Source organism: Pseudomonas sp. NPDC088885 (genome assembly GCF_044750025.1).
Taxonomy (GTDB): Bacteria; Pseudomonadota; Gammaproteobacteria; order Pseudomonadales; family Pseudomonadaceae; genus Aquipseudomonas; species Aquipseudomonas rustica.
On sequence record NZ_JBIVJB010000013.1, the window covers coordinates 1 to 17,911 of the forward strand.

The 17,911-nt window shown below is 59.7% G+C and carries 17 protein-coding genes; 11 read left to right on the forward strand and 6 right to left on the reverse strand.

Going from position 1 to position 17,911, the window contains the following annotated elements; all coding sequences use genetic code 11:
• A partial coding sequence (locus tag ACIP1X_RS08935) for a phosphoenolpyruvate carboxykinase (ATP) (RefSeq protein ID WP_400751225.1) occupies positions 1-411 on the reverse strand: 411 nt, incomplete at its 3' end.
• Between the two features lie 182 nt (positions 412-593).
• Complete coding sequence (gene hslO, locus ACIP1X_RS08940; RefSeq protein WP_400751228.1) at positions 594-1,496, reverse strand: Hsp33 family molecular chaperone HslO; 903 nt, start codon at positions 1,494-1,496, stop codon at positions 594-596.
• 105 nt (positions 1,497-1,601) lie between these two features.
• Between hslO and ACIP1X_RS08945 the strand changes: the two genes are divergently transcribed.
• Positions 1,602-2,402 (forward strand): phosphatase PAP2 family protein, encoded by an 801-nt coding sequence (locus ACIP1X_RS08945; RefSeq protein WP_400751230.1) that lies wholly within the window; start codon positions 1,602-1,604, stop codon positions 2,400-2,402.
• 151 nt (positions 2,403-2,553) lie between these two features.
• On the opposite strand, the gene ACIP1X_RS08950 is transcribed toward ACIP1X_RS08945, so the two are convergent.
• Positions 2,554-2,961, reverse strand: coding sequence for an RNA-binding S4 domain-containing protein (locus ACIP1X_RS08950; RefSeq protein WP_053116531.1), 408 nt, complete (start codon positions 2,959-2,961; stop codon positions 2,554-2,556).
• Positions 2,962-3,077: 116 nt separating this feature from the next.
• On the opposite strand from ACIP1X_RS08950, the gene ACIP1X_RS08955 reads away from it, so the two are divergent.
• The 3 genes from ACIP1X_RS08955 (at position 3,078) to rimK (ending at position 5,256) form a co-directional block, all read left to right on the forward strand.
• The gene (locus ACIP1X_RS08955; protein ID WP_400751352.1) at positions 3,078-3,857 is read left to right on the forward strand and encodes an EAL domain-containing protein; all 780 of its coding nucleotides are present in this window, start codon (positions 3,078-3,080) and stop codon (positions 3,855-3,857) included.
• A 77-nt stretch (positions 3,858-3,934) separates the two neighbouring features.
• Positions 3,935-4,354: an ATP-dependent zinc protease gene (locus ACIP1X_RS08960; protein ID WP_231982547.1), complete on the forward strand. Its 420-nt coding sequence runs from the start codon at positions 3,935-3,937 to the stop codon at positions 4,352-4,354.
• Positions 4,351-5,256, forward strand: a complete 906-nt coding sequence (rimK, locus tag ACIP1X_RS08965) for a 30S ribosomal protein S6--L-glutamate ligase (RefSeq protein ID WP_007949201.1) — start codon at positions 4,351-4,353, stop codon at positions 5,254-5,256. The genes ACIP1X_RS08960 and rimK overlap by 4 nt, the downstream gene beginning before the upstream one ends.
• Before the next feature lie 130 nt (positions 5,257-5,386).
• Here rimK and ACIP1X_RS08970 read toward each other — a convergent pair whose 3' ends face one another.
• Together ACIP1X_RS08970 and ompR are read right to left on the reverse strand one after the other, a co-directional pair.
• Positions 5,387-6,700, reverse strand: a complete 1,314-nt coding sequence (locus tag ACIP1X_RS08970; RefSeq protein ID WP_053116529.1) for an ATP-binding protein — start codon at positions 6,698-6,700, stop codon at positions 5,387-5,389.
• Positions 6,701-6,814: 114 nt separating this feature from the next.
• A complete protein-coding gene (gene ompR, locus ACIP1X_RS08975; RefSeq protein ID WP_008080479.1) occupies positions 6,815-7,555 on the reverse strand; it encodes a two-component system response regulator OmpR in 741 nt (246 codons plus the stop codon).
• A 360-nt stretch (positions 7,556-7,915) separates the two neighbouring features.
• Here ompR and ACIP1X_RS08980 point away from each other — a divergent pair, with 360 nt between their 5' ends.
• The 7 genes from ACIP1X_RS08980 to tauD all read left to right on the forward strand — a co-directional run bounded on the left by ACIP1X_RS08980 (position 7,916) and on the right by tauD (position 16,572).
• The gene (locus tag ACIP1X_RS08980; RefSeq protein WP_400751232.1) at positions 7,916-10,240 is read left to right on the forward strand and encodes a Tex family protein; all 2,325 of its coding nucleotides are present in this window, start codon (positions 7,916-7,918) and stop codon (positions 10,238-10,240) included.
• The gene (locus ACIP1X_RS08985; protein ID WP_053116527.1) at positions 10,240-10,623 is read left to right on the forward strand and encodes a PaaI family thioesterase; all 384 of its coding nucleotides are present in this window, start codon (positions 10,240-10,242) and stop codon (positions 10,621-10,623) included. Before ACIP1X_RS08980 ends, ACIP1X_RS08985 begins: the two co-directional genes overlap by 1 nt.
• Positions 10,624-10,941: 318 nt before the next feature.
• The gene (gene gshA / locus ACIP1X_RS08990) at positions 10,942-12,525 is read left to right on the forward strand and encodes a glutamate--cysteine ligase (protein WP_400751235.1); all 1,584 of its coding nucleotides are present in this window, start codon (positions 10,942-10,944) and stop codon (positions 12,523-12,525) included.
• 437 nt (positions 12,526-12,962) lie between these two features.
• Complete coding sequence (gene tauA, locus ACIP1X_RS08995) at positions 12,963-13,940, forward strand: taurine ABC transporter substrate-binding protein (RefSeq protein ID WP_053116525.1); 978 nt, start codon at positions 12,963-12,965, stop codon at positions 13,938-13,940.
• A 16-nt stretch (positions 13,941-13,956) separates the two neighbouring features.
• Complete coding sequence (tauB, locus tag ACIP1X_RS09000; RefSeq protein ID WP_400751238.1) at positions 13,957-14,751, forward strand: taurine ABC transporter ATP-binding subunit; 795 nt, start codon at positions 13,957-13,959, stop codon at positions 14,749-14,751.
• Entirely contained in the window at positions 14,748-15,587 is an 840-nt protein-coding gene (gene tauC, locus ACIP1X_RS09005) for a taurine ABC transporter permease TauC (RefSeq protein ID WP_158829996.1), read from the forward strand. The genes tauB and tauC overlap by 4 nt, the downstream gene beginning before the upstream one ends.
• 142 nt (positions 15,588-15,729) lie before the next feature.
• A complete protein-coding gene (tauD, locus tag ACIP1X_RS09010; RefSeq protein ID WP_034151870.1) occupies positions 15,730-16,572 on the forward strand; it encodes a taurine dioxygenase in 843 nt (280 codons plus the stop codon).
• 222 nt (positions 16,573-16,794) lie between these two features.
• Here the strand turns inward: tauD and mgrA are convergent, their stop codons facing one another.
• Positions 16,795-17,832: an L-glyceraldehyde 3-phosphate reductase gene (mgrA, locus tag ACIP1X_RS09015; RefSeq protein ID WP_016983660.1), complete on the reverse strand. Its 1,038-nt coding sequence runs from the start codon at positions 17,830-17,832 to the stop codon at positions 16,795-16,797.
• Between the last annotated feature and the right edge of the window lie 79 nt (positions 17,833-17,911).

A 17,911-nucleotide genomic window follows, 5' to 3' on the forward strand; every position in this document is an offset into this window, starting at 1 on the left:
ACGACCGGCCGGGTTGTACTGGGCCGGGTTGATGAACAGGCAACGACCGAACAGATTCTGCCAGGCAGTCTGGGTGGTCATTTTCACGGCCAGGTAGTGATCTTCAGCTGCGCCTACATGCACGTGGGAAACGAAGTGCTCTTGCGCGTTGTTGAACGCCTCGACACGAGCCCACAGCGCGTCGAACTTGTCGGCCGGGAACTTGCGGTTGATCGGGCCCCAGGCGATAGCAGCCTGGGTGGAAGGCTCTTCAACGATGAAACGGTCAACAGGCGAACGACCGGTGCGGTGACCGGTGCGAACAACCAGAGCGCCGGTATCGGCAAGCTCGCCCTCACCGCGATTCAAGGCTTCTTTTACCAGATCATCGACACTCAGATCGGTGTACACGGCGTTATTGGCTTGCGTCATGAGATTCCCCGTCGGCCAGTGGCCGAGTGTGCTCCAAACGTTTTGTAGTAGAAAGTCGTGCACTACTACCGCGACAAAAAGTGGGCCGGATTATGCCAGAAACGCCCAAAAAGAGTAGGGCCCTCCCGTCGTAACGGCGTAATTGCGCGTTTGAGCAGTGAATTTACCTGCGCTGAACCGTTTTAGTGCCGGGTGTCGGATGGCGTGTCGACACCTGCGCCAGCGAACAATTGAGCGATATCGGCTGCATCGAACAGGTAGCGCTCGTTGCAAAACTGGCAATCGATCTCGACGGTGCCACCCTGTTCGGCGACCAACGCTTGCGCATCTTCCAGACCCAGACTGACCAGCGCATTGCCCGAACGATCCCGCGAGCAGCTGCAACGGAAGCGCAGATTCTGCACATCGAACAGACGCACCTGCTCTTCGTGGTAAAGGCGATGCAGCACGGTTTCGTTGTCCAGGCTGAGCAATTCATCGGCGGTCAGGGTGGTGGCCAGCGCGGTGATGTGCTGCCAACTGGCGGCGCGATCTTCTTCGTCTTTCAGACGATCGGCCGGCAATTGCTGCAGGAGCAAACCACGGGCACGACGACCGTCGGCGAACAGCTTGAAGCGCGTACCGACCTGTTGCGACATGACGAAATAGTTGGTGAAGCAATCGGACAGGGTTTCGCCGTCGAGGTCGACAATGCCCTGGTAGCGCTGGCCGACAGTCGGGTCGACGGTCAGGGCCAGAACACCGTTCGGCATCAGGTCGGCGAGGGTAGCGTCCGGGGCGATCTGATCGGCGTGATAACGCGCCAGACCACGGATGTCGCGGTCGCTGGAGCACTCGATCATCAGCATCGGAATCGGGCCTTCGGAACGCGCCTGCAGAATCAGCAGTCCATCGAACTTGAGGGTGCCCACCAGCAACGAGGCGGCGGCCATCAGCTCGCCCAGCAATTGCGCAACCGGCTCCGGGTACGGGCGCTTGGCGAGGACTTCGGCGTAGCTGCGCTCAAGCGCGACCAGTTCGCCACGGGTGTCGCTGTCATCAAAGATGAAGCGTTGGGTGAAATCGGTATCCGGTAGGTCGGTCATAGGTCTGGGTATCTGAAAGTGGTGACAAAATGGTTACAAGACGTGAAAATTTGCGCTTCTTGGCACCCCTTTTGGTGCCGACTGCTCTGCCATGGGAGGCATTTTATGAACAATCCGGGTTTGTTCCAATCAAGGTGGAACCTCGGCCGGCTGGTTCTGTGCAACGTGGTGCCATTAGCACTACTGGCTTTCTGGTTATGGCCTACGGGCAACGCGCTGTGTGTGATTTTCGACGAGTGGCTGTTTCGCTCACTCAATACACCGCTGGCCAGCAACCCCATATGGCTCCACATCTGGGCAATTGCAAGTATGCGTCCGTTCGACATCGTCGTTGGCCTGATCCTGCTGACGCTGCTGATCAAGGGCGATTGGGTGTTCAAGGCGATTAACGTGCGCCGGGCTTTTTTTGGTTTTCTGTCAATTCTGTTGTTGATGGTGGTGATTCGCGCACTGTTTTCCAAGTTCGCCGACTATATGGATTGGCAGCACAGCAGCCCGTCGATGGTGCTTGAGGGCGCCGTGCACATCAGCGACTACTTCCCGGATCTGGAAAAAACCTGGGAAATTAAAGATCGCTCCAGCCAGAGTTTCCCCGGTGATCACGCCTCGGTGTTGTTGATCTGGGCGCTGTTCATGGGCGTGTTCAGCCGTACGGTCGGGCAGTTTTTGGCGGTGTGGGGCTTGGCGGTGCTGTTCATGTTGCCGCGACTGGTGGCTGGTGCGCATTGGGGCCAGGACGATTATATCGGTGGGGTTTTGCTGGCGGTGTGGGCGTTGGGCTGGGGTTATTACACGCCGTTCGCGTATCACGCGGCGAATATCTGGTTGAAGGTGACGGCGCCGGTTTTTGCGCTGCTGGGCAAGTTGCCGGTGGTGTCGCGGATGAGTGTGGTGCGTAGCGCCTGATACCGCGTTGACTCCGGCGAGTGCCGTGCACTCGATTCGCGAGCAAGCCCGCTCCCACAATTGACCGCATTCCTTCCGTTGAAATGCAATCCAATGTGGGAGCGGACTTGCTCGCGAAGAGGCCGGCACCAACAACGCAAAAACTTCGCTCTCACTCGTCGTGGCTGCTGCCACGAAACTTGAACAAATCCCGCCGCTGTTTCTTGCTCGGTTTGCCATCGGTGCTCATGCCCAACGCGCCCGCCTTGCGCATCGCCGCAGCCGCCTCACGTTTGGCAACACTCTCGGCAGTCTCCGCGTACAAGGTCTGCGCCTCGGGCGCACCGCGGCGCACGATCGACAGCGCCTCGACCTTCACCGTGCGCACTTCGAACCCCATACGAATCTCGAACTCATCGCCAATGCGTGGCTCTTTGCCAGGCTTGCAGCGCTCGCCCCGACAATGCACCTTGCCACTCTCGATGGCGGCTTTGGCCAACGCGCGAGTCTTGTAAAAACGTGCGGCCCACAGCCACTTGTCGAGACGAACCTTGTCGTCCTCTTCCTGTTTTTGCGCCATATGAATTCCTCGGTCAGCCAGTAGTCGGAACTGTACTACCGTTTCTGTCGGGCGCAACAACCCGGCCCTCCAGATAGACTGTGATCCAGGCCGGTTCATCGGCACGGAGAGATCGAGTGACAAAATTTCCATCTTCATTAACTTCGCCCAAGGCCGGTTGCCAAGGCTGCCAGCAAAGCGAGCCGCTGGGCTTCGAGTTTGCCTTCGCCTATCAACCTATTGTGGATCTGCGCGATCAGTCGGTTTTCGCCCACGAAGCGCTGGTACGCGGTGTGGCCGGTGAAGGCGCGTTTACCGTGTTGGATCAAGTTACAGAAGACAACCGCTACCGTTTCGACCAGCTCTGCCGAACCCGCGCCATCGAAGGCGCTGCCACTCTAAATATGCAGACACACTTGTCGATCAACTTCATGCCCAACGCGGTCTATCGTCCAGAGTTATGCATTCGCAGCACTCTGGAGGCGGCAAAAAAACACAATTTCCCGATCGACCGATTGATTTTCGAAACCCTGGAAAGCGAGCACGTAGATAACTATCGCCATTTGACCAATATTCTGCGTGAATACCGCGAATTCGGCTTCAAGACCGCCATCGATGATTTCGGTGCCGGTTATTCGGGGCTCAATCTGCTGGCTGATTTCCAACCGGATCTGATCAAACTCGACATGGCGCTGATCCGCGATGTCGATCGCGACCGTGTTCGTCAGGCGATCGTTCGGGGGATTGTCACAATCTGTGCGGAGTTGGACGTTACAGTCATTGCCGAAGGCATTGAGAGCGCCGGTGAACGGGATTTCCTGGCGGACTGTGGAATATTTCTGATGCAAGGCTATTGGTTCGCCAGACCTGCATTCAAAGCGTTGGCCCAGGTAGCACCTGAGGCCTGGACGCGTTAATCGTTGGTTTTTATCTATTGAAGACATTTGACCATTTGACCGTTGTCGGTCTGCGCGAGTGGGTGGCGCTCCCGGATTTGGGAGTCGCGGGCCTGCGGGCGAAAATCGACACCGGGGCCAGCACCTCCAGTCTGCACGCCACCGATATCGAACCGTTCGAACGCGACGGCGAGAAATGGGTGCGTTTCACCGCGCACCTGGGCACGGTGGTGCAGTTACGTCACCGCCGCTGCGAAGCGCCGCTGGTGACGCGCAAAACTATTAAAAGCTCCAACGGCCATGCGCAGGTGCGCTACGTGATCAGCACCACCCTGGCCTTGGGCGATCGGGTCTGGCCGGTCGAGTTCACCCTCGCCTGCCGCAAGTCCATGCGTTATCGCCTGTTACTCGGTTCCAAAGCCCTGATCGACGGCCAGTTGGTGGTCAATCCGGGTATCAAATATGTACAAGACAAGCCGGTGTTCCCGGTATCTACCTCCTCCACAGGTGTTGCATGAAGATCGCTGTGCTGTCGCGGAACCCGCGTCTGTATTCCACCCGCCGTCTGGTCGAAGCCGGAACCGAGCGCGGGCATGAAATGGTAGTGATCGACACGTTGCGCGCCTACATGAACATCGCCAGCCACAAGCCGCAGATCCACTATCGCGGCAAACCGCTGGAAGGTTTCGACGCGGTGATTCCGCGGATCGGTGCGTCGGTGACGTTCTATGGCTGCGCCGTGTTGCGTCAGTTTGAAATGATGGGGGTGTTCCCGCTCAACGAATCGGTGGCGATTGCCCGTTCCCGGGACAAATTGCGTTCGCTGCAATTGCTCTCGCGTCGCGGCATCGGCTTGCCAGTGACCGGGTTTGCTCACTCGCCGGATGACATTCCCGATCTGATCGACATGGTCAACGGCGCGCCGCTGGTGATCAAAGTGCTGGAAGGCACCCAGGGCATCGGTGTGGTGCTGTGCGAAACCGCGACTGCCGCTGAATCGGTGATCGAGGCGTTCATGGGCCTGAAGCAGAACATCATGGTGCAGGAGTACATCAAGGAAGCGGGCGGCGCGGATATTCGTTGCTTCGTGGTCGGCGACAAGGTGATCGCGGCGATGAAGCGTCAGGCGAAACCGGGTGAGTTCCGTTCCAATCTGCACCGTGGCGGCAGTGCGAGCCTGATCAAGATCACGCCGGAAGAACGCATGACGGCGTTGCGTGCAGCGAAGGTCATGGGCCTGGCGGTGGCGGGTGTGGATATTCTGCGTTCCAATCACGGGCCGCTGGTGATGGAAGTGAACTCGTCGCCGGGGCTGGAAGGGATTGAGACCACTACCGGGAAGAATGTGGCGGGGATCATCATTGAGCATCTGGAAAAGAATGGTGGGCCGAATATGACGCGCACCAAGGGTAAAGGTTAATCCTCTAAAGATGTGATGGCCGAAAGGCCGTCTTCGCGAGCAAGCCCGCTCCCACAGTGGAACGCATTCCAAAATGTGGGAGCGGGCTTGCTCGCGAAGGGGCCATCAGCCCCACCGGAACTCTCAATCCTTAAACAGCATCCCGCGGCAACATCAACCCAAGCGGCAACCTTACCCGCGCCTCCAGCCCTCCTCCAGACCGGTTGCGCAACTCAACATTGCCGCCATGCATCGAAGCAATCCGCTTCACAATCGCCAGACCCAAGCCAGTACCCTTCCCGCCCCGAGCACGATCGCCGCGAGTAAACGGATTAAAGATCGCCTCGAGCTCCGAAGGATCAATCCCCGCCCCACGGTCCATCACGCTCAGCACCACATACGGCGCGCTGACGTCACCGCTCACATAAGCCGCAACTTCCACGCTGCTGCCGGCATGATTCAGGGCGTTGCCGATCAGGTTGTTCAGCAGTCGTTTCATCGAAACCCGGCGCAACGGAAACGGCTGAATCGGCTCCAGACGCAAACGGACTTTCTCTTCATTCTGGTTGTAAGGCGCAGCCACCTCACGCACCAGATCGCTGAGATCGACCTCCTCCACCGATTCATCACGACCATCACGAATAAACGCGAGGAACTGGTCGAGAATCGCGTCCATGTCTTCGATGTCACGCACCATGTCGTCGGTCAGGTCGTTGCGATCGCCCATCAATTCCAGCGACAGCCGCAATCTGGTCAACGGTGTACGCAAATCGTGGGAAACCCCCGCCAGCATGAGCTCACGCTCGCGTCCGGCCTGCTCGACGTCTTCAGCCATCTGGTTAAAGGCGCGATACACCTCGGTCATTTCGCTCGGCGTATCGCTGATCGGCAGACGCACACTGCGGCCCTGACCGAGTTGCCGCGCAGCGAAGACCAAGCGTTTCAACGGCTGGTTGAGCTGACTGACGAAAATCCATGCCGACGCTGTCGATAGCAAACCAATGGCGAGGAACCAGCCGAGCACGTTCCAGATTTTCTGGCCGCGCAAGGGGTGCGGGTACAGCGGTACTTTCAGCCAGCCATCACCGAGGCTCGGCGCGCGAACCCACAGCGCCGGCGGCGAATGCATGCGCAAGCGCACTTCGGTGTCGGCGCCCAGCTCCGCCTGCATCTGCCGCTGGTAGATTTCGCTATACGGCCAGTGCTGTTCGCCTTCCGGCACGCCAGCGCCGACCACGCGGATCAGGGTCGCGGCATCAGCGATCTTCGCGCGGTTTTCTTCGTCGGCGGCCCAATAGGCGCGCAGCGTCAGGGCGACGCCGTGGCTGTATTGACGATCCACCAGCACGTCCTCGTTCATCAACAGATAAACCAGGGTCAGCGCCTTGGAAAACAGCACGACGATAAGCACCAGCCAGAGGGTGCGGGAGAAAAAACTTTGGGGGAACCAGACGGGGGTTTTCATGAATAACCGCTACACACTTGCAGGAGCGAGCAATGCTCGCATATTGCGGATTGCGAGTCTGCGGGCCGGGTCATTCAACCCGGGCCCGACAGACCCGCTCCTACAAATCGCCGATCACTTGGTGGCGGCGCCATCCGGTACGAACACGTAGCCCACGCCCCAGACAGTCTGGATGTAGCGCGGCTTGGATGGATCGGGTTCGATCATCCGGCGCAGACGCGAGATCTGTACGTCGATGGAACGCTCGAGGGCATCCCACTCGCGGCCACGGGCCAGGTTCATCAGCTTGTCGCGGGTCAGTGGCTGACGCGCGTTCATCACCAGAGCCTTGAGTACCGCAAACTCACCGGTGGTGAGCATGTGCACTTCGTCGCCGCGCTTCAGTTCGCGGGTGGCCAGCGACAACACGTAATCACCGAAGGTGACGTTTTCGTCTTCGCTGCCCGGCGCGCCTGGCACCGGTGCGGCCTGACGACGCAGAACGGCTTTGACCCGGGCCATCAGCTCGTCCGGGTTGAACGGCTTGGCCAGATAGTCATCGGCGCCCAGTTCCAGGCCCTTGATGCGGCTGATCTCATCGCCCTTGGCGGTGAGCATGATGATCGGGATCTGATTGTTCGCGGCGCGCAGGCGGCGGCAAGCGGTCAGGCCGTCTTCGCCCGGCAGCATCAGGTCGAGAACGACCAGATTGAACACTTCACGCGACAACAGACGATCCATCTGTTCAGTGTTCGGAACGGTACGGGCGCGGTAGCCCTTGCTGACGAAGAAACGTTCCAGCAGGCTGCTCAGCCCCGGATCGTCATCAACGATAAGAATTTTTTCGCCTTCAGCAGTTTGTGCAGTGCTGCTCATTAGATGCTCCTTTTAGCTCGGCGCGCATTATGGCGTAGCTGCCGTTATACGCACCGTGTGCATTGTTAGCAGATTTTTCCTTCACTGCCAGAAAACCGGGGTTTATGCCTACAGACTGCAACACCCCCGAATGGCAGAACGCTGGTTATAATGCGCGGCGTTTTGTGCCAGGCAACGTCTGAATCGTTACCGCAGGTGATCGCCGGTTTTTTTCATGGCAACCGCAGTAATTGTTCGATTTCACGGGTCAATGGGGTGCCTTTTGACCCAGGCAGCGGCCATCTTCATGCCGCTCAACCAGACTCCGGGCCTTTATTTTCGCGCCTGCGAGCCTGCTTTCACAATATGTCAGGTGGTTTTATGGACAGCATCAACAGCCGCATCGCCGAGGAACTCGGCGTACGCCCACAACAGGTCGAAGCGGCCGTCGCGCTACTCGATGAAGGCTCAACCGTTCCCTTCATCGCCCGTTACCGGAAAGAAGTCACCGGCAGCCTCGATGACACCCAGTTGCGTCATCTGGAAGAGCGCCTGCGCTACCTGCGAGAACTCGACGAACGGCGCATCAGCATCCTCGCCAGCATCGAAGAGCAAGGCAAACTCACCCCGCAGCTTGAGCGCGACATCAAACTCGCCGACACCAAAACCCGCCTCGAAGACTTGTACCTGCCGTACAAGCAGAAGCGCCGCACCAAGGGCCAGATCGCCCTGGAAGCCGGCCTCGGCGACCTCGCGGATGGCCTGTTCAACGACCCGAACCTGGCCCCGGAAACCGAAGCGGCACGTTTCGTCGATGCCGAAAAAGGCGTGGCCGATGTGAAAGCTGCGCTGGAAGGCGCGAAATACATTCTCATGGAACGCTTCGCAGAAGACGCCAGCCTGCTGGAAAAACTGCGTAACTACCTGAAACAGGAAGCCACCCTGAGTGCCCGCGTTATCGCTGGCAAAGAAGAGGAAGGCGCCAAGTTCCGCGACTACTTCGAACACGACGAACCACTGAAAAGCATGCCGTCGCACCGCGCGCTGGCCATTTTCCGTGGCCGCAATGAAGGCATTCTCAGCTCCGCGCTGAAAGTCGGCGACGAGCTGCCGGGCACCATGCACCCGTGCGAAGGCATGATCGGCCAGCAATTCAACATCCAGAACCAGAACCGCCCGGCCGACAAATGGCTCGGCGAAGTGGTGCGCTGGACGTGGAAGGTCAAGCTCTACACACACCTGGAAACCGACCTGCTCGGCGAACTGCGCGACGGCGCCGAAACCGAGGCGATCAACGTGTTCGCCCACAACCTGCACGACTTGCTGCTGGCCGCGCCGGCCGGCCCGCGCGCTACTCTGGGCCTCGACCCGGGCCTGCGTACCGGTTGCAAGGTGGCCGTGGTCGACTCCACCGGCAAGCTGCTTGATCACGCCACGGTTTACCCGCACGTGCCGCACAACAAGTGGGATCAGACCATCGCCATTCTGGCCGCCCTGTGCGCCAAGCACTCGGTTGACTTGATCGCCATCGGCAACGGCACCGCCAGCCGCGAAACCGACAAACTGGCGATCGAACTGATCAAAAAATACCCGGCGATGAAAATGACCAAGGTCATGGTTTCCGAGGCCGGCGCATCGGTGTACTCGGCATCGGAACTGGCGGCCAAGGAATTCCCGGATCTCGACGTGTCGATCCGTGGCGCCGTCTCCATCGCCCGTCGTCTGCAGGATCCACTGGCAGAACTGGTGAAAATCGATCCGAAATCCATCGGTGTCGGCCAGTATCAGCACGACGTTTCGCAGCTGAAACTGGCGCGTGGTCTGGATGCAGTGGTTGAAGACTGTGTGAACGCCGTCGGCGTGGACGTGAACACCGCTTCGGTGGCGCTGCTGGCGCGTATCTCCGGCCTCAACTCGACGCTGGCGCAGAACATCGTCGCTCACCGCGATGAGCACGGCGCGTTCAAAACCCGTGCAGCCCTGAAGAAAGTCGCGCGTCTGGGCGAAAAAACCTTCGAACAGGCGGCCGGTTTCTTGCGCGTGATGAACGGCGACAACCCGCTGGATTCCTCGGCCGTTCACCCGGAAGCCTATCCGCTGGTGCAGCGTATTGCCGCTGAAACCGACCGCGACATCCGCTCGCTGATCGGCGATGCAAGTTTCCTCAAGCGTCTGGATCCGAAGAAATTCACCGACGAGACCTTCGGTCTGCCCACCGTCACCGACATTCTGCAAGAGCTTGAAAAACCGGGCCGCGACCCGCGTCCGGAGTTCAAGACAGCCGAGTTCCAGGAAGGCGTTGAAGACCTCAAGGATCTGCAACTGGGGATGATCCTTGAAGGCGTGGTCACCAACGTGACCGCGTTCGGTGCCTTCGTCGACATCGGCGTGCATCAGGATGGTCTGGTGCACATCTCGGCGCTGTCGGAGAAATTCATCAAGGATCCACGCGAAGCGGTGAAGGCCGGTGACGTGGTGAAAGTGAAGGTCATGGAAGTCGATATCCCGCGCAAACGCGTTGGCCTGTCGATGCGCATGGGCGACACCCCGGGCGAGAAGATCGACGGTGCGCGTGGCTCGCGTCCGGGCTCGGCCCAGCGCCAGCCTTCGAACAATGCGCCACGCAAGGAAACCGCCACCGCCGCGCCGGTGAACAATGCGATGGCCTCGCTGTTCGCCAACGCCAAGCAGTTGAAGAAACGCTGATGGAGATTCCGGCCGGGCTCGTCGAGAGCGCGTTTTTCAAGCTGTTGGGCTGCCGCCTGCACAGCCTGGAAACCGGGGTGGCGCAAGTCGCCCTGGTGCTGGAACCCGAACTGCGCAATCGCGGCGGCAAATTGCACGGTGGCGCGCTGTTCAGTCTGGTCGATATCGCCATGGGGCTGGCCTGTTCCAGCACTCACGGCTTCGATCAGCAGAGCGCGACCATCGAGTGCAAGATCAACTATATCCGCGCCGTTTCCGACGGCGAGGTCATGTGCACGGCGCGGGTTATTCACCCGGGCCGCCGCACGTTGGTGGTCGAGGCCGACGTGATGCAGGGCGACAAACTGGTCGCAAAAGCACAAGGCACGTTCGCTGTCCTGTAGCTAGACGCCATCAATTTGAGTTAATTTCGGCGCTGTGATCGCAGCGTCGAGCTTTTCTGTGGGAGCGGGCTTGCTCGCGAAGGCGGTGTGTCAGGCGACTTAATGTTGACTGACACGCCCTCTTCGCGAGCAAGCCCGCTCCCACAGGGATCGCATAATCTTCGCGTGCATCTGCCAGATTCAGGGATTGAAGTCGGCGGTTCGAAAGGGGCTTCGTGAACCCGAAAAACCAGGCGATAACGCCAGTTTCAACTTCACCCTTGTAGACCGTCCTGCCCACCCCCATATTGGGGCGACTGACGCGTGAAGGAATCCAAATTGAGCGAACTTCTCAACCGCCGCCTGGCTCTGCTCGGCGAGCGCGCTAACCTCTCTCTGCTCGAGCAGTGCCTGCACGGTATCGAACGTGAATGCCTGCGCGTGACCAGCGAAGGTCGCCTGGCGCAAACGCCGCACCCCGAAGCCTTGGGTTCCGCGCTGACCAACGAACAGATCACCACCGACTACTCCGAGTCGCTGCTGGAATTCATCACGCCCGCCCTGCCTGACCCGGCTGATACGCTGGCGAGCCTGGACAAGATTCACCGTTTTGCCTACAGCAAACTCGGCAACGAGTACCTGTGGAGTCCATCGATGCCGTGCCCGTTGCCGGCCGAGGAAGATATCCCGATTGCCTATTACGGCACCTCCAACATCGGTCAGCTCAAGTACGTCTATCGAAAGGGCCTGGCCCTGCGTTACGGCAAGACCATGCAGTGCATTGCCGGGATTCACTACAACTTCTCCCTGCCGGAAAAGCTCTGGCCGCTGCTGCGCGAAACCGAAGGTTTTGTCGGCACGGATCGCGATTTCCAGTCGTTTTCCTACATCGCGCTGATCCGTAACTTCCGTCGCTACAGCTGGCTGCTGATGTACCTGTTCGGTGCCTCGCCTGCGCTGGACGCCGGTTTCCTGCGTGGTCGTTCGCATCAACTCGAACAACTCGATCCGGACACCCTGTATCTGCCGTACGCGACCAGCCTGCGTATGAGCGACCTCGGTTACCAGAGCAACGCTCAGGCCGGCCTGACGCCGTGCTACAACGACCTGGCGAGCTACACCGACAGCCTGCGCAAAGCCGTGGCCACGCCTTACGCGCCGTATGTTGAAGTCGGCACGCACAAGGATGGTGAGTGGGTGCAGCTCAACACCAACATCCTGCAGATCGAAAACGAGTACTACTCCAACATCCGCCCGAAACGCGTGACCTATACCGGCGAGCGGCCGATTCAGGCGCTGGTGGCCCGTGGCATTCAGTACGTTGAAGTGCGGTGCCTGGACATCAACCCGTTCCTGCCGATGGGCATCGACCTCACCGAGTCGCGCTTCCTCGACGCTTTCCTGCTGTTCTGCGCGCTGAACGACAGCCCGCTGCTGACCAATACTTCGTGCGGCAACGCCACGTCGAACTTCCTCAGCGTGGTCAAAGAAGGTCGTCGTCCGGGTCTGGAGTTGCAGCGTGACGGTGAGTCGGTCGAGATGAAGACCTGGGCTGCCGAACTGCTGGAGCAAATCGCCCCGCTGGCGGCGTTGCTGGATCAGAGCCATGGCGGCGATGCGCACAGCAAGGCACTGGATGCGCAACTGGCCAAAGTCAGCGATCCGTCCCTGACGCCGTCCGCGCAGGTTTTGGCGGCGATGGCTGAGCATAAGGAAAGCTTTGCGCAGTTCTCGTTGCGTCAGAGTCAGGCGCACGCGGAGTTCTTCCGTAGCGAGCCTTTGGCGGCGGATGAGCAGGCTAGGTTTGAGGAGTTGGCGCGTACTTCGCTGGCTGCGCAGGCTGAGCTGGAGCAGAACGAGGTTGGGGATTTTGATGTGTTTGTCGGGTCGTATCAGGCGAGTATTTTGGCGATCAGCAACTGAAGAGTCCCTCACCCTAGCCCTCTCCCAGAGGGAGAGGGGACTGATTTAGGTGCTCATGAAAGTTACGCCGACCTGAAATACCGAGCCGAACTCAGGCCTTGAAAAGCACAGAGATCGGCCCCCTTTCCCCTCGCCCCCTTGGGGGAGAGGGCTGGGGTGAGGGGGCAAAGATCTAACGTCGAACGCTAGATCCGAAATATCCACAATTTTGATCGTTCCCACGCTCCGCGTGGTAACGCCTCAAGGGACGCTCCGCGTCCAGGTGACGCGGAGCGTCACCGGCTGCATTCCCACGCAGAGCGTGGGGACGATCTGCTCCCTCGCTCTTAGATTTTTCCGCTCATAAGCTCATTCGAAAAAGTTATTTATTTACTGATTCTTAGATCATTTAGTCTCCTTTCACGCCGACGCTCGGTCGCCTGATATGGAGCTCTTCAATGAAACTGAATTTCCCGCTTCGCCTGCTCGCCGCAGCCTCCCTGGCCGCCGCGAGTTTTCTGGCTCAGGCCGCCGACCTCACCGTCGCCTACCAAACCACCGTTGACCCGGCGAAAGTCGCTCAGGCCGACGGCGCTTACGAGAAAGCCACGAAAGCCGATATCGCCTGGCGCAAGTTCGATAACGGCGCCGACATCATCGCTGCCATCGCCTCTGGTGACGTGCAGATCGGCTACCTCGGTTCGAGCCCGCTGACCGCCGCGATCACCCGCAAAGTTCCGGTGGAAACCTTCCTCATCGCCACTCAGATCGGCGCTGCCGAAGCACTGGTCGCCCGCGACGGTTCCGGCATCAAGACCCCGCAGGATCTAGTCGGCAAGAAAATCGCTGTGCCGTTCGTATCCACCGGTCACTACAGCCTGCTCGCCGCACTTAAGCACTGGAACATCGATCCATCGAAAGTCACCATCCTCAACCTCGCGCCCCCAGCCATCGTTGCTGCGTGGAAACGCGGCGATATCGACGCCACTTACGTTTGGGATCCTGCACTCGGCGTGGCCAAAGAAAACGGCAAAGTGCTGATCACCTCCGGCGAACTGGCCAAGTTCGGCGCGCCGACTTTCGATGCGTGGATCGTGCGCAAAGACTTCGCCGAGAAGCACCCGGAAATTGTCACCGCGTTCGCCAAGGTTACCCTCGACGCCTACGCCGATTACCGCAAAGACCCGAAAGCCTGGCTCGCCGATCAATCCAACGTCGACAAACTGGTGAAACTCTCCGGCGCCAAGGCCAGCGATATTCCGCTGCTGCTGCAAGGCAACGTCTACCCGCTCGCGGCTGATCAGGTCGTCACCCTCGGCGCACCGACCACCAAAGCCATCACCGACACCGCTGCGTTCCTCAAGGAGCAAGGCAAGGTCGAAGCCGTTCTGCCGGACTACGCGCCGTACGTCAGCGCCAAGTTCATCACCAACTGATCGGGAGTTAACCGCGATGGCCTTGCTACAGCTGGAGCGCATCAGCGCACAGTACCCGGGCAGCCCGACACCGGTGCTGGCGGATATTTCTCTGACCCTGGGGCCTCAGCAATTGCTGGTCGCCCTCGGCCCGTCCGGCAGTGGCAAGACTTCGCTGTTGAACCTGATTGCCGGTTTCGTCGAACCGAGCGCCGGGCGCATCACCCTCGACGGCGTGCCGGTCAAAGGCCCGAGCGCCGAACGTGGCGTGGTGTTCCAGGACGACGCGTTGCTGCCTTGGCAGGATGTGTTGGCCAACGTCGCATTCGGCCTGGAGCTGGCCGGCTTCGCCAAGGACAAACGCGAAAAAATCGCCCGTGAAATGCTCGCGCTGGTTGATCTTTCCGGTTTCGAAAGCCGCCGTATCTGGCAGCTTTCCGGTGGTCAGAAACAGCGTGTCGGCCTCGCCCGCGCCCTTGCCGCTGACCCGCGCGTATTGCTGATGGACGAACCCTTCGGCGCGCTCGACGCGTTCACTCGCGAACAGATGCAGGAGTTGTTGCTGCAAGTCTGGCAGCGCACCGCCAAGCCGGTTTTCCTGATTACCCATGACATTGAAGAAGCGGTGTTCCTCGCCACTGACCTGATTCTGCTCGCGCCGAACCCGGGGCAGATCGTTGAGCGTCTGCACCTGGATTTCGGTCAGCGTTACGCCGCTGGCGAGTCCGCCCGCGCGATCAAATCCGATCCGCGTTTTATCGAAACCCGTGAACACGTACTGAGCAAAGTGTTCTCGCAACGCAGCGCCGGGCAACGGCAGGAGCGCGCATGAGCAGTTACGACGTTTCCTCGGCTGCGGTAAAACCGGTCAGCGCATCGGTGGTGATTCCCGTGCGCCGCAGCCTCAGCACGCGCTGGATCAGCCTGTTGACGCTGTTTGCATTGTTAGCGATCTGGTGGGCAGTGACTGCCACCGGTCTGATCGAACCATTGTTCCTGCCGCCACCGTCCGCCGTGCTGCAAAAAGGCTGGTTGCTGGCGACCACCGGTTACATGGATTCGACGTTGTGGCAGCACCTTGGTGCGAGCCTGAGCCGTATCGGTCTGGGTCTGGGTTTTGCGATTTTGACCGCTGTGCCGGTGGGCATTGCCATTGGTGCCAACCGCATCGCCCGTGGCGTGCTCGATCCGCTGATCGAGTTCTACCGCCCGATCCCACCGTTGGCTTATCTGCCGCTGATTGTGATCTGGTGCGGCATCGGCGAGTTGTCGAAAGTGCTGTTGATTTATCTGGCGATTTTCGCGCCGATTGCCATCGCTACCGCAACCGGTGTGCGCACGGTTGACCCGGCGAAATTGCGCGCGGCGCAGTCGTTGGGTGCGACGCGTTTGCAGCTGATTCGTCATGTGATTTTGCCGAGCGCGTTGCCGGACATTCTCACTGGCGTGCGCATTGGTCTGGGGGTTGGTTGGTCGACGTTGGTTGCTGCCGAATTGATCGCTGCCACCAGTGGCCTGGGTTTCATGGTGCAGTCGGCCGCGCAATTCCTGGTCACCGATGTCGTGGTGCTGGGGATTCTGGTCATCGCCCTGATCGCCTTCGCCATGGAAATGGGCCTGCGCGCCCTGCAACGCAAACTGGTGCCGTGGCACGGCCAGGCCCACTAAAACATCTTTTTGAATCCCCCCTGTAGGAGCTGCCGAAGGCTGCGATCTTTTGATCTTGATCCTCTTAAAAACAAGATCAAAAGATCGCAGCCTGCGGCAGCTCCTACAGGGAGGTGGTTATCCGCAATTGACGAGAAAGACCATGAGCAGCCTCAACATCACCCCATTAAGCTCGGCCCTCGGCGCACAGATCAGCGGCGTCGACATCAGCCAGCCGCTGAGTCTGGAACACCGCGACGCCATCGAGCAGGCGCTGCTCAAATATCAAGTGCTGTTCTTCCGCAACCAGCCAATCGAGCCGCCGCAACAGGCGCGCTTCGCTGCGTATTTCGGCGATCTGCACATTCACCCGATCTACCCGAACGTGCCGGAACAACCGGAAGTGCTGATCCTCGACACCGCCGTCACCGACGTGCGCGACAACGCGATCTGGCACACCGACGTGACCTTCCTGCCAACCCCGGCGATGGGCGCGGTGCTCAGCGCCAAGTTGCTGCCGGAGTTTGGTGGCGACACGTTGTGGGCCAGCGGGATTGCTGCGTATGAAGCGCTGTCGGCGCCGATGAAAAGTTTGCTCGAAGGGCTGACCGCGACTCACGATTTCACTCGTTCGTTTCCGCTGGAGCGTTACGGCAACACGCCTGAAGCGCTGGCGCAGTGGGAAGAGGCGCGACGCAAGAATCCACCGCTGTCGCACCCGGTGATTCGTACGCACCCGGTCAGTGGGCGACGCTCGTTGTTCGTCAATGAAGGGTTCACGTCGAAGATAAATGAGCTGTCGGAAACCGAGAGCGAGGCGATTCTGAAGTTTCTCTTCGCCCATGCGACGCGGCCGGAATTCACCATTCGCTGGCGCTGGCAACAGGACGATATTGCGTTCTGGGATAACCGCGTGACCCAGCATTACGCGGTGGATGATTACCGCCCGGCGCGGCGGGTGATGCAGCGGGCGACGGTGTTGGGGGATGTACCGTTTTTTCGTTGAGCCATTTTTACAGCCAAAAGCCCCTCACCCTAACCCTCTCCCGGAGGGAGAGGGGACTGAATGGGGGATGCTGTAGAAGTACGCCGACCTGATACCTTGATCGTTCCCACGCTCTGCGTGGGAACGCCGCCCGGGACGCTCTGCGTCCCATCTAAAGCCGAACGCGGAGCGTCCGTGGATGCATTCCCACGCGGAGCGTGGGAACGATCAGCTTCGAGAGGCTCACTCCGCCGTCGAAGGTTTCTCCCACAGATTGATCCCGCCCTCCTGGGCAAACCGATCAATCTCCGCCAGCTCTTCAGCACTGAAGCTCAAATTCTTCAACGCCCCAACGTTCTCGATAATCTGCTCCGGCCGGCTAGCGCCGATCAACGCCGAGGTCACCCGAGGATCGCGCAGCGTCCACGCCAGCGCCAGTTGCGCCAGACTCTGACCACGACGCTTGGCAATCTCGTTCAACGCCCGCACGTGAGCGATGTTGGCCTCGGACAAGTGCGAAGCCTGCAACGAACCACCGCCCGGACGATTGACCCGCGCATCCGCCGGCACGCCGTTGAGGTATTTGTCGGTGAGCAGCCCTTGCGCCAGCGGAGTGAAAGCAATCACGCCCGTGCCGAGTTCGTCAGTGGTATCGAGCAGATCCTTTTCCACCCAGCGATTGAGCAGGTTGTACGCCGGTTGATGAATCAACAACGGCACTTTCCACTCTTTGAGCAGCGCGGCCATCTCGCGGGTTTTCACGCCCGAATACGACGAGATCCCGATGTACAACGCCTTACCCTGTTGCACCGCAGTGGCAAGGGCGCTGGCGGTTTCTTCCAGCGGGGTGTCCGGGTCGAAGCGGTGCGAATAGAAGATATCCACATAGTCCAGACCGAGGCGTTGCAGGCTCTGGTCGAGGCTGGCCAGCACGTACTTGCGCGAGCCGCCGCCCTGACCGTAAGGGCCGGGCCACATGTCCCAACCGGCCTTGCTGGAGATGATCAACTCGTCGCGATACTGCTTGAAGTCTTCACGCAGCAAACGGCCGAAATTGATCTCGGCACTGCCGTATGGCGGGCCATAGTTGTTGGCCAGGTCGAAGTGGTTGATGCCCAGATCGAACGCGGTACGCAACAACGCGCGCTGGGTGTCGATCGGCGTGCTGTCGCCAAAATTGTGCCACAGGCCCAGCGACAGCGCCGGCAGCACCAGACCGCTGCGCCCGACGCGGCGGTAAGGGATGGAGTCATAGCGATTTTCGGCAGCGGTGTAAGTCATCGAATCCTCTCTTGTCTGTCTTTTAGTCATCTGAAACCGAACACCTTTGTGGCGAGGGGATTTATCCCCGATCGGCTGC

Bases quoted from the DNA above. Each gene is read 5' to 3' on its own strand.
- mgrA (WP_016983660.1), bottom strand. From the start codon at position 17,832: ATGACTTACACCGCTGCCGAAAATCGCTATGACTCCATCCCTTACCGC.
- ACIP1X_RS08980 (WP_400751232.1), top strand. From the start codon at position 7,916: ATGGACAGCATCAACAGCCGCATCGCCGAGGAACTCGGCGTACGCCCA.
- ACIP1X_RS08950 (WP_053116531.1), bottom strand. From the start codon at position 2,961: ATGGCGCAAAAACAGGAAGAGGACGACAAGGTTCGTCTCGACAAGTGG.
- tauB (WP_400751238.1), top strand. From the start codon at position 13,957: ATGGCCTTGCTACAGCTGGAGCGCATCAGCGCACAGTACCCGGGCAGC.
- ompR (WP_008080479.1), bottom strand. From the start codon at position 7,555: ATGAGCAGCACTGCACAAACTGCTGAAGGCGAAAAAATTCTTATCGTT.
- ACIP1X_RS08970 (WP_053116529.1), bottom strand. From the start codon at position 6,700: ATGAAAACCCCCGTCTGGTTCCCCCAAAGTTTTTTCTCCCGCACCCTC.
- hslO (WP_400751228.1), bottom strand. From the start codon at position 1,496: ATGACCGACCTACCGGATACCGATTTCACCCAACGCTTCATCTTTGAT.
- tauA (WP_053116525.1), top strand. From the start codon at position 12,963: ATGAAACTGAATTTCCCGCTTCGCCTGCTCGCCGCAGCCTCCCTGGCC.
- ACIP1X_RS08985 (WP_053116527.1), top strand. From the start codon at position 10,240: ATGGAGATTCCGGCCGGGCTCGTCGAGAGCGCGTTTTTCAAGCTGTTG.
- tauC (WP_158829996.1), top strand. From the start codon at position 14,748: ATGAGCAGTTACGACGTTTCCTCGGCTGCGGTAAAACCGGTCAGCGCA.
- ACIP1X_RS08945 (WP_400751230.1), top strand. From the start codon at position 1,602: ATGAACAATCCGGGTTTGTTCCAATCAAGGTGGAACCTCGGCCGGCTG.
- tauD (WP_034151870.1), top strand. From the start codon at position 15,730: ATGAGCAGCCTCAACATCACCCCATTAAGCTCGGCCCTCGGCGCACAG.
- rimK (WP_007949201.1), top strand. From the start codon at position 4,351: ATGAAGATCGCTGTGCTGTCGCGGAACCCGCGTCTGTATTCCACCCGC.